The sequence below is a fragment of the Agrobacterium sp. a22-2 genome, assembly GCF_012276985.1.
Taxonomy (GTDB): domain Bacteria; phylum Pseudomonadota; class Alphaproteobacteria; order Rhizobiales; family Rhizobiaceae; genus Allorhizobium.
The window spans coordinates 60,385-74,495 of record NZ_JAAXMM010000002.1 but is presented as its reverse complement, the minus strand read 5'-3'; the positions used below and the strand labels follow the sequence as shown (position 1 = coordinate 74,495).

Genomic DNA, 14,111 nt, shown 5'->3' with positions numbered 1-14,111 from the left:
TGAAAAGGACGGTGAACCCGCCCGATCCACCGTCCTTTTCGTCTGTCTTCATGGCCCGCGCCGAAGAGTGTCTCCCGGACCCCGATGCCGAGGCGGCCGCCCTCAGGCAGCCTTGCGCTGCGGCAACTGGGTAAGCTTGCGGCCGCTGGCAACCACCATGCCGGCAACGCCTTCGAGCCAGCCCGCCTTGAGTTCGAGCGCCAGGAAGCGCGCCCGCGCAAACGGCCCCGGCATGACCAGATGCTGCGCCTTTTCGGCAAAGAAGCCGAAGCGCTCGTAATAGGCGGCATCGCCGACCAGCAGCACGGCGCCATGGCCGCGCTTCTTGGCTTCCACAAGGGCGGCGCGCATCAGCGCCGAGCCGATGCCCTTGCCAGCCTGGCCGCCATCGACCGCCAAGGGACCGAGCAGCAGCCCATCGACGGCATTGCCATCGCGGCTGATTCCGGCTTCGATGTTCCACAAGCGAACGGTGCCGATCACATGCCCCTTGCGGTCACGCGCCACGAGCGCCAGGCCATCGGCCGGCACACGACCATGACGAATGCGCTCGGAGGACTTGTTGCGGCGATCGGCACCCATGGCGCGATCAAGCAGCGCTTCGCGCGCCACGACGTCAGCCGGCGTTTCGGAATCGATGACAAAGGCGGCCGGCGCGAAAAAAGCGCGCACGGTATCGAGAACAGCGGCCATAGCGGCCTCCCGTAGCAAGATGTGTTTCGAATAATGGTGGATTACGCCGCGCCGGGTGTCCGGCGCGGTCGTCGGATGATCTGAAGGATCTTCAGATCACATAGGTCTTCAACGGATCGAAACCGTTGAAGGCGACCGCCGAATAGGTGGTCGTGTAGGCGCCGGTGCCTTCGATCAGAACCTCGTCGCCGATCGTCAGGGAGACCGGCAGCGGATACATGTTCTTCTCGTACATCACGTCAGCGCTGTCGCAGGTCGGGCCGGCCAGCACGCAGGGCTCCATCGCATCGGCATCACGGATCGTGCGGATCGGATAGCGGATGGCTTCGTCCATGGTCTCGGCGAGACCGCCGAACTTGCCGATATCGAGGAACACCCAACGGTGCTCGTCATTGTCCGACTTCTTCGAGATCAGCACGACCTCCGCCTTGATCACGCCGGCATTGCCGACCATGCCGCGGCCCGGTTCGATGATGGTCTGCGGAATGTTGTTGCCGAAGTGCTTGCGCAGCGAGCTTGCGATCGCCTGGCCGTAGGCTTCAGCCGACGGAATGTCGCGCAGGTACTTGGTCGGAAAACCACCGCCCATGTTGACCATCTTCAAGACGATGCCCTGCTTGGCAAGCGAGCCAAAGACGCGCTTGGCATCGGCAAGCGCCGAATCCCAAGCATCGACCTTGGTCATCTGCGAGCCGACATGGAAGGACACGCCGAAGGATTCCAGGCCCAGCTGGTGTGCATAGACCAGAACGTCGACGGCCATCTGCGGAACGCAGCCGAATTTGCGCGACAGCGGCCATTCGGCGCCTTCGCCATCGGTGAGCACGCGGCAGAATACACGGGCGCCGGGAGCGGCACGGGCGATCTTTTCCACTTCTTCGTGGCTGTCCACGGCGAAGAGGTTGATGCCGAGCGCGTGGGCGCGAGCGATGTCGCGTTCCTTCTTGATGGTGTTGCCGAAGGAAATGCGGGCAGGCGTCGCACCGGCGTCAAGCGCCATCTGGATTTCGGCGACCGAGGCGCAATCGAAATTCGAGCCGAGCGAAGCAAGCAGCGCCAGAACCTGCGGTTCCGGGTTGGCCTTCACGGCATAGTAGATCGCGCTGTCCGGCAAAGCGTGACGAAACGCGCCGTAGTTTTCGCGAACAACATCGAGGTCGACCACAAGGCAAGGACCTTCGGGACGTCGGGTGTTGATGAAGTCGAGGATGCGTGCAGTGGTCATGGTCGAATTCCCTAGTGTTCCAAGCTCCAGCACGAGCTGGAGGACAAAGGGCATACGAGCGTGCGATCAAGGAACCAGCCGGTGGAGACCCCGGATCCTCAACACGCGCTCGATGCGCAAATGATGAACCGATTCCCGGCCAAGGGAATCAATTCGGCTTTGTCTGCCATGGATTGGAGGGGATACCCGACCGCACTTCCGGCAATGATGGTGTGCCTCTTCAAAATCCCCGGCTGATGGAAAGCCGGGAGAGAACAAAAAGGCCCGCACCGTCGTTGCTTCGTATGTCCTCGCATTTTCCGGTTGGCCGGAATAGCGACTGGAGGGGTTAATTCCAGGTACCTTACCGATGACCTCACCTTAGGGATAAATCCCATTTCGAGGGTCGGCGGACACACACGGGCACGTGCGACTTTGGGCTGACAGGGAGATAAGAATATTCGGCGTCATAATCAAGAGGTTTTTGCACCTGGCACCACAAAATCGGTTGAACGAATTGGGTGAACTGTTCAGAATATGAAGACAGCTTGCGAGGAGACGCCCAATGGATACCCTGACGCGCATTAGAGCGTTCATCGATGTGGTCGAGGCGGAAGGCTTTTCCGCCGCAGCCCGCAAGACCGGCCGCTCCAAGGCGCTGCTCTCCAAATACGTGCGCGAACTGGAGGATGAACTGGGCGCCCTGCTCCTGAACCGCACCACAAGGCAGTTCTCGATGACCGAAGCGGGCCACACCTATTACCGCACCGCCGCCGACATCCTGAAGGAGATCGACAACCTCGCCGACCTGGTGCGCGAGAACAATGCCGATCTCAAAGGCAAGCTGAAGATCACCGTGCCGCGCACCTTCATCGATGCCGACGTGGGCCAGTCGCTGATCGATTTCGCCAAGGAACACCCGGATCTGGCGCTCGAGATCGTCGCGGAAGACCGATTCGTTGACCTGATCGAGGAAGGCTTCGACCTCGCCATCCGCATCACCAAGCTCGATGATTCAGGCATGATTGCCCGCAAGCTGTCCGATTTCCGCGTCTATGCCTGCGCCACACCGGCCTTCCTGGAACAATATGGCCCCCTCACCCACCCGCAGGAACTGTCCAAGGTGCCGTTTCTGGTCGACACCAATTCCCGCAACCACAATTCGGTGCGCTTCTTCGAGCCGGACGGCAGCGCGATTTCCGTCGCCGTCACCGGCCCGATCGAAGTCAACAGTCCGCAGGCCACCCTGCGCGCCGCGCTGACGGGCCTGGGCGTTGCCATCATCCCGGACTTCATCGTCAAGCCGCATCTCGACAGCGGCGCCCTGGTCTCGCTGTTCGACGACTATCTGCCGGCCAATCGCGGCATCTACGCGATCTATCCGCATCGCCGCTACCTGCCCGCCAAGGTGCGCGTCCTGGTCGATTTTCTCTATGGCTGGTTTCGGCGCAATGCCTGAGCAAAGGCCGATGGGGCCGCATTTCCGTCCCATTTTTCGGCGATGCAAAGGCCCAGTCAAAACGGGCAAAACGCGGCGCATGACGAGACGATCGAACATCCTCCTGGCCGGCTTGCTGGCGCTGGCGCCGCTTCCGGCAAGCGCTCATCCGCATATCTTCGCCGAGGCCCGGCTCGAAGTCATCGCCGGCAAGGATGGCAATGTCTCGGAACTGCGCAATGTCTGGCGCTTCGACGATATCTTCTCCTCCAGCGTGCTGATGGATTTCGATACCAATACCGACCTGAAGCTCGATCATGACGAGTTGCAGGAAATCGCCAAGACCATCCGCGAATCGCTCGGCGACTACGGCTATTTCACCTTCATCACCAGCAACGGCGCCCCCATTCCGGTCGGCAAGCCCGACACGTTCACCGTCGATTTCAAGGACAACCAGTTGCTGGTCTTCTTCACCATCAAGCCGGAAAAGCCGCTGGCCATCAAAGGCAGCTTGAGCTTCGGCGTGCATGACCCGACGCTTTATACCGCGATCGACTTCTCCACCGACGAGGCCATGGCCATCGAGGGCGACGGCTTCAAGTCCTGCAAGCACAAGGTGGTGCGGCCCGATCCCGACGAGGTAATCGCCCAGAACCAGTCGAACCTCACCGAAGCCTTCTTCAACGACCCGGCCGGCACCGACATGGGCAAGCTGTTTGCCACACGGCTGGAACTGACATGCTGACGGCGGGCAGGATCACCCGTATCGCGGCTCTCGGCCTTCTGCTGGGACTGTCCGCCACCCTTGCCCATGCCGCATCGCCGCTCGGCATCGGTACGGCAGAGCCGTCTTTCCAGGTCGCCGGCCCGTTTGGCGGACTGCTTGCCTGGATCAACACCAACCAGCAGGCCTTCTACCGCGCCCTGACCGGCGCGCTGAAGGCCATGCGCGACAACCCCGCCCATCTCGCCACCCTGATCGGCCTGTCCTTTGCCTATGGCGTCTTCCATGCCGCAGGGCCTGGCCATGGCAAGGCGGTGATCTCGTCCTACATGATCGCCAACGAAACGGAACTGAAGCGCGGCATCGTCATCTCCTTCGTCTCCGCCATGCTGCAGGGCGCCGTCGCCATTGCGCTGGTCGGCTTCGCCTATCTCCTGCTGCGCGGCACGGCCATTTCCATGACCGATGCCACCCGGGCGATGGAAATCGCCAGTTTTGGGCTGATCATCGCCTTCGGCGTCTGGCTGCTGGTCAAGAAGCTGAAGGGCTTGGCGCCCGCCCGCCGTTTGGCGATGCCGGTGAGCGCTGGCCTGTTTGACAATGCCACACCCGGCTCGGCCAGGACGGGCACCACAGGCCTGACCTTTCAGGCCGTGTCGATCAGCCACGACCACGATGCCCTGTCACCCGGTTCGACCTGCCCCGACTGCGGCATGACCCATCTGCCGGACCCGAAACTGCTGGCTGCGCCGGATTTCCGGCTGCGCGAAGCGTGGTCGGCCGTCATCGCCGTCGGCCTCAGGCCCTGTTCCGGCGCGTTGCTGGTCATGACCTTCGCGCTGCTGAACGGGCTTTATCTCGGTGGCGTTTTGTCGGTCTTTGCCATGGCGGTCGGAACGGCGATCACCGTCTCAGCGCTCGCCGCCATTGCCGTGACGGCCAAGGACATTGCCGTGCGTCTGTCCGGACCGGGGTCGCCGACGGCCCGGCGGGTGGCCACAGGGCTCGAAATTGCCGGCGCCCTGCTGGTCATTGTTATGGGCGCCCTGCTGCTGGCGGCCGCCCTTCAGTCCTGAATCTTGTGGCGGCGCTGATAGCGGGCGCGGAACCAGAAGATCACGAAGAACGACAGGACAACCACCGAGCCGAAGGCCGCGGCCAGGATTGTCGAAAACTGGGCGATCCACATCACGATTTTCGGCATCACGAACAGCAGGACGCCGACGCCGATCAGGATGACGGCCGCGGCTATGGCCGAGGAGCGGTCGTTGCTGGAATTGCTCATGATTGTGCTCCGGCCTTCATTCCGGCCCGGATATCCTCCAGCCGGCGGACCTGCTGGCCCTTGTCATCAAAATTATCCGGCGCAAGCCAGGCTTCGAACGCCGCATTCACCACAGGCCATTCGCTGTCGATGATCGAGAACCAGGCCGTGTCGCGATTGCCGCCTTTGGAAATCATGTGCTGGCGAAACACGCCTTCGAAAGTGAAACCGTAGCGCAGGGCCGTCGTCTTGCTTGGCTGGTTGTCGTTGTGGCATTTCCATTCGTAGCGGCGGTAGCCGAGATCCTCGAAGACGTGCTTGGCCATCAGATAATGCACTTCGGTGGACAGCGGCGAGCGGCTCATCGCCGGCCCATGCGCCACGCCGCCGATCTCAACCACCCCATTGGCCGGATCGGCGCGCATGTAATTGGCCATGCCGACGATCTGCCCGGTCGCCTTGTTGCGGAACACATGGGTGATCCAGCCGCCCTTTTTCATGGCGTCGAGCCAGGCGCCGAAATCCTCGACCCCGCCGAAATCGTCATTGCTGAAATAGGTGAGCAGCGGATTGATCGCCATGCCGCCAAGCCCGTCCCACAGATCCTGCAGATGCAGGTCCCGGTCATAGGGCTCGATGGTGACGAAACGGCCGGACAGGTTGACCGGCTTGGGGGCCGGGCAGCCCTTGAAGGTGGAAAGATCGCGCATGTTCATCCCTGACATCTCATCGTCAGAGGATTAGGCCAGCCGCCCTGCAAAGGCAACCGGCCATCACCGAGCGGCAAAACCGCGGATCAGACCTTGGCGGCCGAGACGGTGGCCTCGATATGATCGACCAGCGCATCCGGCAAGGCCAGACGACCGGCGAGCAGATCGAGGTAGCCGCGCTCGGCACGGGTGTCGGGATCGATAGCCAGCCGTGATGCTGTGTAGAGCTCGACCTTCTGCTCTTCGGTCACGGCAGCGGCGACCAGCGCATCGATATCGGTCGGCTCGCTCAATTCCCTCTCGATAAAGGCTTCCGCTTCCGCGCCGATGCCCGACAGATGTACCTTGCCCATGATATTGGCGCGCTCGGCTGCGTCGATATGACCATCAGCTTTCGCAGCAGCGATCATGGCGCGCACGAGGGCAAGGGCAAAGTCGTTGGTGGCAGCCGGCGCTTCGAGGCTGAATGGCGAATCAGCCGGCGGCGGCAGGATCTCCGGCAGTTCAGGCAGATGATCGCTGTTCGACGCCTCGGGCTGCTGGCCGGACTTGTAATTCTTGTAGGCCGCATAGCCAAGGCCGGCAATCGCCGCCATGCCGCCGATCTTCAGGGCATTGGCCGCCAGCGATCGGCCCGTCTTCGTGCCAAGAACAGCCGCCACGATCGCTCCAGCAGCCAGCGGATTGTTTTTCGCCGTCTGCACTGCATCGCTTGCCCGCTGCCGCACGGAACCGCCTGCCATCGGCACCTGCGAACCGAGAAATTGATCAAGCAGCTTCTTCGCATCGAACATTCGTCATATCTCCTGGCCGTTTTGATAGGTCGGAAGGTAGATAGGAACGGCGAAGGGGAATTGCAAAGAGACGCGACCGGCTTCAGGCAAGCCGGCCGATCGGTTTGGGGGGATCAGCCGGCCAGGGCGCAGGCTTCTGCGGCCAGCTTGGTGATGCCGGCCCAGTCGCCCGCGGCAACCAGTTCCTTCGGCGCTACCCAGGAACCGCCGACGCAAACGACGTTCGGCAGCGACAGGTAGTCTTTGGCGTTCTTCAAGGAAATGCCGCCGGTCGGGCAGAACAGCGTGCCGGCCAGCGGCGAGGACAGCGCCTTGAGATAGGCCGCGCCACCCGCCTGTTCGGCCGGGAAGAACTTCAAGACCTCATAACCTTCCTCGCGCAGCGCCATGACTTCCGACGCTGTCGCCGCGCCCGGCAGAAGCGGAATGTCGGAGCCGCGGGCAGCATCGAGCAGTTCCTGCGTCGTGCCGGGGCTGACGATGAATTGCGAACCGGCATCGATGGCGGCCTGGAAATGGGCGGCATTGAGGATAGTGCCGGCACCGACGACGGCGCCTTCCACTTCATCGGCGACGCGCCGGACAGCGTCGAGCGCTGCCGCGGTGCGCATGGTGATTTCGATCGCCTTCAAGCCGCCGGCCACCAGCGCACGGGCCAGCGGCACGGCGGTTGCGGCATCCTCGATGATCAGAACCGGTACCACCGGCTGCAGCTTCAAAACGGACAGGAGCTTCTCGGTCTTCATCCCCATGGCGGTCCACCCTTCTTAAAACGATTGAATTTGGCCAAGGATTATCGCGAGGCTGCATCATTGTCGAGACAAATGCGCGCTATATCGCTTGAGGCGATTTCGCGCCTCGAATGATTACGATAGGTTAGCGTAAAGTTCGGATCGAGCGGAACGGATCATGGCCAAGGAAATCGAGCGTAAGTTTCTGGTTCTCAACGACGACTGGCGCCCGCTTGCGACCTCGTCCACGCCCATGCGCCAGGCCTATATTGCCAGCATGGACGACCGCTCGGTGCGCGTGCGCACCCGCAACGGCACCTCTGCCATGCTGACGATCAAGATCGGCCAGAGCCAGTTGGTGCGCGACGAGTTCGAATATCCCATTCCGTTGACAGACGCCGAAGAACTGATGACCATGGCCATCGGCCGGGTCATCGAGAAGACCCGCCACACCGTGGAAAATGGCGGGTTCATCTGGGAAGTGGATGTCTTCGAGGGGGCCTACCAGGGCCTCGTCATCGCCGAGGTGGAAATGCGAAGCGAGACGGACGATCCGGCCCGGCCCGCCTGGCTCGGCGCCGAGATCACCGGCGACCGGCGCTATTCCAACCAGTCGCTGGCAATCGAAACATCTCCGACGGAATTTAAAAATGGCCTATCGCATTAAACCGACGCACGACTTCACCGACGAGATCAGGCGGATTGCCATCGAGCAATTGCAACGGGCCACATCCGCTTTCGAGGAGCAGCCGGACGGCTTGCACGAGGCGATCCACGAGGCCCGCAAGAAATTCAAACGGGTAAGAGCGCTCTATCGCCTCGCCGCCCGTAACGACAAGGACTTCGCCGACCAAGAGAATGCCAGGCTGCGGGATATGGCGCGCTCGCTGTCGCTGGTGCGCGACGCCACGGCGCTGACCGAAACCGTTGCCTATCTGCAGGCCCACGCCGAAACGCCGGAGGAGGAGCGTGCGCTTACCGCCGCTCTCAAGACCCTCACCGAGCGCCGCGACGGCGTGGCGGCAGACGAGACCGACCTGACGGACAAGGTGGCGGCCGCCATCGAGACCTGCCGCGCCGCCATCGCCGCCGTCGAGGCCCAGACCTTTCCCGACAGCCCGCGCAAGGCCGGCCGGCTTCTGGCCAAGGCTTGGCGCCGGAGCTTGGAAAAGGCCAAGGCGGCGCTGGCCGGCTGTCACGACAGCGCCCATGCCGAGGTGTTTCACAGCCTGCGCAAATCCGGTCAGACCTATTGGATGCATCTGTCGCTGTTGCGCGACCTATGGCCGGCGGCCATGCGCGCCAGGCAGGCCGAGGCCAAGCATCTGGTCGACACGCTCGGCCACGAACACGACCTGTCCCTGCTCATCGAGCTTCTCGACCTGCATCCCGACATGCTCGGCGGCAGCGAAGATCTGTCGCTGGTGCTCGGCGTCATCATCCGCCAGCAGCAGGCGCTGCGCCGCGACGCCATGCAGCTTGCCGACGATGTCTTCGCCTACGATCCCGAGCACGAGGCGGACGTGATCGAAACCCTGTGGTTGATGGCCGCAAGGGACTAGCCGACTCGCCCATGACGATCGACAACTCTACGCGATGCTGCCATTTTTTGTCAGTCTCATAGGGTAGAGGAAGTGAATGTCCCGTTCCGAACGATTGCTCGATCTTCTCCAGGCACTGCGCCGCCATCGCCGCGCCGTCAGCGGGCAGATGCTGGCCGAGGAACTGGGCATTTCGCTGCGCACGCTCTATCGCGACATCGCCACCCTGCAGGCCCAGGGCGCCGATATCGAGGGCGAGCCGGGCGTCGGCTATATCCTGCGCCCCGGCTATATGCTGCCGCCACTGATGTTCTCGCTTGAGGAAATCGAGGCCCTGGTACTGGGCTCGCGCTGGGTCGCCAAGCGCGCCGACAGCCAGTTGCACGACGCCGCCCGCAATGCGCTGGCCAAGATCGAGGCGGTGCTGCCGGCCGATCTCAAGGATCATTTGCAGACCTCCGGCCTGCTGGTCGGACCGGCAGACCGCATCGATGATGGCACCATCGACGTCCCGGCAATCCGACAGGCCATCCGCGGCGAACAGAAGCTGAAGATCGCCTATGCCGACGCGAAGGGAGACCTCAGCGAGCGCATCGTCTGGCCGGTCGCGCTTGGCTATTTCGAAAAGCTGCGGGTCCTCATCGCCTGGTGCGAGACGCGCGCCGCCTTTCGCCATTTCCGCACCGACCGTATTACCGTGCTGGAACCGATCGATCTGCGCTATCCGCGCCGCCGCCTGCAATTGCTGAAGGAATGGCGGCAGGAGCAGGGCATTACCGATTTGCAGCAACCATACTGACAGAAATTGGCAGCATCGCCCACTAATCTCCCTCTCGTCCCCGGAGAGAACTTCCGGACGAACCCAAGGAGATTGACGATGACGCCGACCATGACCATCCTTTATGTCGACAAGCCCGCAACCAGCGCCGCCTTTTACGAACGCCTCTTCGGCTTTGCCCCGGCCGAACTGTCCGAGACCTTCGCACTCTTTGTCCTGCCCGGCGGCCTGGTGCTGGGGCTCTGGTCGCGGGCGACGGTCGAACCGGCCGCCACGCTGACCGGCGGCGGCTGCGAACTGGCGATCCGGGCGGCAAACGCCGCTCTGGTCGATGAAACCCACGCGGCGTGGAAGGCGCAGGGCGTAACGGTGCTGCAGGCCCCGGTCACGGCGGAATTCGGCCGGACCTTCACCATCGCCGACCCGGACGGCCATCGCATCCGCGTCTTCACCCCACCCGTCTGACCGGCATTGCTTCGGCCGCAGCCGTCACGCGGCAGCATGGTCCGTGGATTTGACGAATTTCAAACTTCATCGACCAAGCGAAAATGCGTTGCACGGCAGCGGCTGAGGCAGTATTTCCAGCCTCATGACAGACAATCTACAAGCCCCTCGCCACGAAGAGGGCGGCGCGTTCTGCGTTGCCGCGCTCTATCACTTCGCCCATTTTCCACGGTTCGAGAACTTTCGCGAACCGCTGGACGCGCTGTGCAAGGCGGAAGGGGTGAAAGGCACGCTGCTTCTGGCCCATGAGGGCATCAACGGCACGATTGCCGGCACGGACGCCGCCATCGCCAAGGTTTTGACCTTTCTGCGCGCCCAGCCCGAATTCAGCAAGCTGGAGCACAAGGAAAGCCGCGCTTCCAAAATGCCCTTCTTGCGCATGAAGGTGAAGCCGAAGAAGGAAATCGTCACCATGGGCGTCGAGGATATCGACCCCAACAAGATCGTCGGCACCTATGTCGATGCAAAAGACTGGAACGAGCTTATCTCCGATCCGGAGACCATCCTGATCGACACCCGCAACGATTACGAGACGGCGATCGGCATTTTCCGCGGCGCGATCGATCCGAACACCAAGACGTTCAGGGAATTTCCCGACTGGGTGAAGAACAATGCCGGCCTGCACAACAAGCCGAAGATCGCCATGTATTGCACCGGCGGCATCCGCTGCGAAAAGGCGACCGCCTTCATGAAGCAGCAGGGTTTCGAGGAGGTCTACCACCTGAAGGGCGGCATCCTGAAATATCTGGAGGAAGTGCCGGAGGAACAGAGCTTGTGGGACGGCGCCTGCTTCGTCTTCGACGAACGCGTCTCGGTGACCCATGGCCTGAAGGAAGGCAATCACCTGCTCTGCCACGCCTGCCGCAACCCGATCACCGCAGAGGAGATCGCCTCCCCGCTCTACGAGGCCGGCGTCTCCTGCCCGCATTGCTATCATGAGCGCTCGGAAGAAGACCGGCTGCGTTATCGCCAGCGCCAGAAGCAGATTGATCTCGCCAAGAAGCGCGGCGAGCGGCATATCGGCAGCTGAGCGCGGCTTGCCGCCACCGCCGGGGCGGCGCGCTCAGGCGGCCTCGGCTTCGTCTGACCGCTGATACAGCCGCCGCCAGGCCGTCGGGCTCAAACCCGTCACCCGCAGGAACTCGCGATTGAAATTCGATTTGGTGAGGAAGCCGGCGTCGAAGATGATGCGGGTCACCGGCTCGTCGGTCGATGACAACAGCCGTTGCGCTTCGGCAATCCGGTAATTGTTGACATATTGCGAGACGCTCATGCCGTGGATGCGGTTGATGGCGTTGGAAACGCTGCGGGCCGGCAGATGCAGGCGCCGCGCCAGCTTTCCCAGGTTCAGATCGAGATCGCGGTAGAGTTGCCGTGCCTGCATCAGGGCATCGACCGCGCCGGCGATTTCGGCGTCCGCCTGGCTCGCCGGCACATTTTCAGCGCCGCCGTCGAGGGTCTCGTTCTCCGGGGTCTCGTCAGCCGGCAGACTCGGTTCGGTGGCGGAGGCAGCGATGCCGAGCAATAGCAGCACCAGCGCCGTCCCGCCGGAAACCAGCCACGCTGCATGCCGGCCATCGCCCCACATCACGTCGAGACCGATGGCAATATCGGAAAGGGCCGAGCCGATCAGCGCGAAGGCGGTCAGTTGCAGGGCGCGATAGGACCGCAGCACGCCATCGAGCCGCGAGGCCGCCAGGCCGTCCGGTCCGTTGCGGCCAAACCACAGCAGAGCCACCCCATAGGCGAAAAAATCGAGGATGATCAGCAGATCGATCGGTTCCCGCGCGAAGATGAACATCAAAATCGCCGCAAGGCAGGGAAGCAGATGCGGCCAACTGGTGCGCAGCGATAGCTCCCGGCCATCGCCGGCAAGTCCCTTGAAGGCCAGATAGGCAAGCGGCGGAATGAGCGTCGCCATGACCGCCAACACCGGGACGATCTCCGTCAGGCCATAGCCCCAGCGCAGGCCGACCAGCACCGACTGGCAGGCATAGACCGCGACCAGAAGCAGGAAGGCACGGTTCTCCCGACCGTGGTCATCCGATCGCCGGATCATCCGGATGAGGAAGGTCAGCAGAAACAGCGAGACGACGAAGGGCAGCGGAATAAAGATCATCGGGAAGCGTGGCTTTGCAGAGAAGACGGAAGGGAGGGACAAGCAACGGACAGCTGTTACCATGCCCTCAAGCGCGTTCAAGGTCGACCTGAAACAGGTTTTAGGTCGAGGAGAGCACGTCTTTTCCGACATCACATCGGCATCGGTTCACTCCAACCCTTGAGGGCCCTGCCATGACCATCCGACTGACCACCACCCAGACTGTCCTTCTCTCCTGCACCGCAGTGACCATCGCGCTCCTTGCCATGGGCCAGGTTAACCTGTGGTGGGGCACGCGCCGTATCCCGGCCGGCACGCTCGATTTATCTGAGGTCTCCAGCGTGCGCATCACCGGCGACGCCAGTCTCGTGGACATCACCACGGACGCAGCAGCACCGCAGACGGCAACCCTGTCGTCGCGCAATTCCGGCTGGGCCGCCGTCTGGCAATCCGGCTGGTTTTCCGGCGGCTGTGGTTCGCCCGGCCGCATGCACATCGAAGATGCGATGCTCATCGTCGAGGTGGGACCGCAATCCTCTTGGCTCGATCTCTCCGATTGCACCACCGAGTTGGTCGCCAATCTGCGGCCGGAGACCGCCATCATGATCGACCAGAAGGCATCCCGGATACGGCTCGCCGGCGATTTCTCGACGGTGGCGATCAACAGCGATGCCGGCGACGTGGTGCTGGAGGGCCATGCCACGGATCTATCGATTTCCGGCCAGGCGCTGCGCGCCCGGCTGGCCTTCGAGCGCGTGATGCGAGACGAAACCATTGCGCTGACCGGCAAGATGATGAGCACAACGCTGCAATTCATCCAGCCCGCGCCGATCAGCTACCTGGTCGAGGCCACCGCCTCCTATATCGACAGTGCCTTGCCCAACACATCAGGCGCCAGACCCGAAATCCGCATCAAGGGCGAAATGGTACACACCACGATCCGCTGACGGCGAGCGCCTCCTCCAGCACCACGACGATGATTCCCATGGGCACCACTAGACGATCGGTCTAGTGGTGCCCATATAGTGTCCATGGAAGACACACGCACCCATATTCTCGACACCGGCCGGGCACTGACGGCGCAGCGCGGCTATACCGCAGTCGGGCTGAGCGAGCTGTTGAAGACGGCGGGCGTGCCGAAAGGTTCGTTCTACCACTATTTCGCCTCCAAGGAGGCCTTTGGCTGCGCGCTGCTGGACGCCTATGTGGCGCAGTACCGCACCGACCTCTCGCACACGTTGGGCGCCGAAGGCCGGCCCGCCGCCGCCCGGCTGCTCGCCTATTTCGAACACTGGCGCGAGCGCCAGATGAGCGACAATGCCGAGGACAAATGCCTCGTGGTCAAGCTATCGGCCGAGATTGCCGACCTGTCGCCTGATATGCGTGCCATCCTGAACGACGGGGTCGCGCGCATTATCGAACGGTTGGCGAAGACCTTGCACGAAGGCCAGGTCGACGGCTCAGTCAGTCCGGCGCTCGATCCGGAGAGTGTCGCCACCACCCTTTACCAGATCTGGCTGGGGGCGAGCCTGATGGCAAAACTTTCCGGCACATCCGACCCCTTCGATCAGGCGATCGCAACCACACGGACGCTGATGTCCTGAAGCCACAACCGGAGTTGTGGTCTTTGCC

The 14,111-nt window shown here is 62.6% G+C and carries 17 protein-coding genes; 10 read left to right on the top strand and 7 right to left on the bottom strand.

The window, feature by feature from the left end:
* Window positions 1–102: 102 nt before the first annotated feature.
* Window positions 103–693, bottom strand: a complete 591-nt coding sequence (locus HFC70_RS03610; protein WP_168471849.1) for a GNAT family N-acetyltransferase — start codon at window positions 691–693, stop codon at window positions 103–105.
* A 91-nt stretch (window positions 694–784) separates the two neighbouring features.
* Window positions 785–1,918, bottom strand: a complete 1,134-nt coding sequence (gene odc2, locus HFC70_RS03605; protein WP_168471848.1) for an ornithine/lysine decarboxylase — start codon at window positions 1,916–1,918, stop codon at window positions 785–787.
* A gap of 544 nt (window positions 1,919–2,462) precedes the next feature.
* Here odc2 and HFC70_RS03600 point away from each other — a divergent pair.
* The 3 genes from HFC70_RS03600 to HFC70_RS03590 all read left to right on the top strand — a co-directional run bounded on the left by HFC70_RS03600 (window position 2,463) and on the right by HFC70_RS03590 (window position 5,135).
* Window positions 2,463–3,356 (top strand): LysR family transcriptional regulator, encoded by an 894-nt coding sequence (locus tag HFC70_RS03600; RefSeq protein WP_168471847.1) that lies wholly within the window; start codon window positions 2,463–2,465, stop codon window positions 3,354–3,356.
* Window positions 3,357–3,435: 79 nt separating this feature from the next.
* Window positions 3,436–4,080, top strand: a complete 645-nt coding sequence (locus HFC70_RS03595) for a DUF1007 family protein (RefSeq protein WP_168471846.1) — start codon at window positions 3,436–3,438, stop codon at window positions 4,078–4,080.
* A complete protein-coding gene (locus HFC70_RS03590; protein ID WP_168471845.1) occupies window positions 4,074–5,135 on the top strand; it encodes a nickel/cobalt transporter in 1,062 nt (353 codons plus the stop codon). The genes HFC70_RS03595 and HFC70_RS03590 overlap by 7 nt, the downstream gene beginning before the upstream one ends.
* Here the strand turns inward: HFC70_RS03590 and HFC70_RS03585 are convergent.
* From HFC70_RS03585 to HFC70_RS03570, 4 genes are all read right to left on the bottom strand, one after another.
* Complete coding sequence (locus HFC70_RS03585; RefSeq protein ID WP_168471844.1) at window positions 5,126–5,344, bottom strand: hypothetical protein; 219 nt, start codon at window positions 5,342–5,344, stop codon at window positions 5,126–5,128. The genes HFC70_RS03590 and HFC70_RS03585 overlap by 10 nt on opposite strands.
* Window positions 5,341–6,033 (bottom strand): GNAT family N-acetyltransferase, encoded by a 693-nt coding sequence (locus HFC70_RS03580; RefSeq protein ID WP_168471843.1) that lies wholly within the window; start codon window positions 6,031–6,033, stop codon window positions 5,341–5,343. Before HFC70_RS03580 ends, HFC70_RS03585 begins: the two co-directional genes overlap by 4 nt.
* Before the next feature lie 86 nt (window positions 6,034–6,119).
* A complete protein-coding gene (locus tag HFC70_RS03575; protein WP_168471842.1) occupies window positions 6,120–6,827 on the bottom strand; it encodes a tellurite resistance TerB family protein in 708 nt (235 codons plus the stop codon).
* A gap of 113 nt (window positions 6,828–6,940) precedes the next feature.
* A complete protein-coding gene (locus tag HFC70_RS03570; protein WP_168471841.1) occupies window positions 6,941–7,579 on the bottom strand; it encodes a 2-dehydro-3-deoxy-phosphogluconate aldolase in 639 nt (212 codons plus the stop codon).
* A gap of 157 nt (window positions 7,580–7,736) precedes the next feature.
* Here HFC70_RS03570 and HFC70_RS03565 point away from each other — a divergent pair, with 157 nt between their 5' ends.
* The 5 genes from HFC70_RS03565 to HFC70_RS03545 all read left to right on the top strand — a co-directional run bounded on the left by HFC70_RS03565 (window position 7,737) and on the right by HFC70_RS03545 (window position 11,411).
* Entirely contained in the window at window positions 7,737–8,225 is a 489-nt protein-coding gene (locus HFC70_RS03565; protein WP_168471840.1) for a CYTH domain-containing protein, read from the top strand.
* Window positions 8,209–9,120, top strand: coding sequence for a CHAD domain-containing protein (locus HFC70_RS03560; RefSeq protein ID WP_168471839.1), 912 nt, complete (start codon window positions 8,209–8,211; stop codon window positions 9,118–9,120). The genes HFC70_RS03565 and HFC70_RS03560 overlap by 17 nt, the downstream gene beginning before the upstream one ends.
* Before the next feature lie 76 nt (window positions 9,121–9,196).
* Window positions 9,197–9,898, top strand: a complete 702-nt coding sequence (locus HFC70_RS03555; RefSeq protein WP_168471838.1) for a YafY family protein — start codon at window positions 9,197–9,199, stop codon at window positions 9,896–9,898.
* A 78-nt stretch (window positions 9,899–9,976) separates the two neighbouring features.
* Window positions 9,977–10,342: a VOC family protein gene (locus HFC70_RS03550; RefSeq protein WP_168471837.1), complete on the top strand. Its 366-nt coding sequence runs from the start codon at window positions 9,977–9,979 to the stop codon at window positions 10,340–10,342.
* Between the two features lie 124 nt (window positions 10,343–10,466).
* Entirely contained in the window at window positions 10,467–11,411 is a 945-nt protein-coding gene (locus HFC70_RS03545; RefSeq protein ID WP_168471836.1) for a rhodanese-related sulfurtransferase, read from the top strand.
* A gap of 33 nt (window positions 11,412–11,444) precedes the next feature.
* On the opposite strand, the gene HFC70_RS03540 is transcribed toward HFC70_RS03545, so the two are convergent.
* Complete coding sequence (locus tag HFC70_RS03540) at window positions 11,445–12,500, bottom strand: AraC family transcriptional regulator (protein ID WP_168471835.1); 1,056 nt, start codon at window positions 12,498–12,500, stop codon at window positions 11,445–11,447.
* 173 nt (window positions 12,501–12,673) lie between these two features.
* Here HFC70_RS03540 and HFC70_RS03535 point away from each other — a divergent pair, with 173 nt between their 5' ends.
* Complete coding sequence (locus HFC70_RS03535) at window positions 12,674–13,426, top strand: hypothetical protein (protein ID WP_168471834.1); 753 nt, start codon at window positions 12,674–12,676, stop codon at window positions 13,424–13,426.
* Between the two features lie 84 nt (window positions 13,427–13,510).
* The gene (locus HFC70_RS03530; protein ID WP_168471833.1) at window positions 13,511–14,083 is read left to right on the top strand and encodes a TetR/AcrR family transcriptional regulator; all 573 of its coding nucleotides are present in this window, start codon (window positions 13,511–13,513) and stop codon (window positions 14,081–14,083) included.
* The last annotated feature ends 28 nt before the right edge of the window (window positions 14,084–14,111 follow it).

What these genes read in the sequence shown, in the direction of transcription:
- HFC70_RS03610 (WP_168471849.1), bottom strand. Translation starts at nt 693, where the DNA reads ATGGCCGCTGTTCTCGATACCGTGCGCGCTTTTTTCGCGCCGGCCGCC.
- odc2 (WP_168471848.1), bottom strand. Translation starts at nt 1,918, where the DNA reads ATGACCACTGCACGCATCCTCGACTTCATCAACACCCGACGTCCCGAA.
- HFC70_RS03600 (WP_168471847.1), top strand. Translation starts at nt 2,463, where the DNA reads ATGGATACCCTGACGCGCATTAGAGCGTTCATCGATGTGGTCGAGGCG.
- HFC70_RS03595 (WP_168471846.1), top strand. Translation starts at nt 3,436, where the DNA reads ATGACGAGACGATCGAACATCCTCCTGGCCGGCTTGCTGGCGCTGGCG.
- HFC70_RS03590 (WP_168471845.1), top strand. Translation starts at nt 4,074, where the DNA reads ATGCTGACGGCGGGCAGGATCACCCGTATCGCGGCTCTCGGCCTTCTG.
- HFC70_RS03585 (WP_168471844.1), bottom strand. Translation starts at nt 5,344, where the DNA reads ATGAGCAATTCCAGCAACGACCGCTCCTCGGCCATAGCCGCGGCCGTC.
- HFC70_RS03580 (WP_168471843.1), bottom strand. Translation starts at nt 6,033, where the DNA reads ATGCGCGATCTTTCCACCTTCAAGGGCTGCCCGGCCCCCAAGCCGGTC.
- HFC70_RS03575 (WP_168471842.1), bottom strand. Translation starts at nt 6,827, where the DNA reads ATGTTCGATGCGAAGAAGCTGCTTGATCAATTTCTCGGTTCGCAGGTG.
- HFC70_RS03570 (WP_168471841.1), bottom strand. Translation starts at nt 7,579, where the DNA reads ATGGGGATGAAGACCGAGAAGCTCCTGTCCGTTTTGAAGCTGCAGCCG.
- HFC70_RS03565 (WP_168471840.1), top strand. Translation starts at nt 7,737, where the DNA reads ATGGCCAAGGAAATCGAGCGTAAGTTTCTGGTTCTCAACGACGACTGG.
- HFC70_RS03560 (WP_168471839.1), top strand. Translation starts at nt 8,209, where the DNA reads ATGGCCTATCGCATTAAACCGACGCACGACTTCACCGACGAGATCAGG.
- HFC70_RS03555 (WP_168471838.1), top strand. Translation starts at nt 9,197, where the DNA reads ATGTCCCGTTCCGAACGATTGCTCGATCTTCTCCAGGCACTGCGCCGC.
- HFC70_RS03550 (WP_168471837.1), top strand. Translation starts at nt 9,977, where the DNA reads ATGACGCCGACCATGACCATCCTTTATGTCGACAAGCCCGCAACCAGC.
- HFC70_RS03545 (WP_168471836.1), top strand. Translation starts at nt 10,467, where the DNA reads ATGACAGACAATCTACAAGCCCCTCGCCACGAAGAGGGCGGCGCGTTC.
- HFC70_RS03540 (WP_168471835.1), bottom strand. Translation starts at nt 12,500, where the DNA reads ATGATCTTTATTCCGCTGCCCTTCGTCGTCTCGCTGTTTCTGCTGACC.
- HFC70_RS03535 (WP_168471834.1), top strand. Translation starts at nt 12,674, where the DNA reads ATGACCATCCGACTGACCACCACCCAGACTGTCCTTCTCTCCTGCACC.
- HFC70_RS03530 (WP_168471833.1), top strand. Translation starts at nt 13,511, where the DNA reads ATGGAAGACACACGCACCCATATTCTCGACACCGGCCGGGCACTGACG.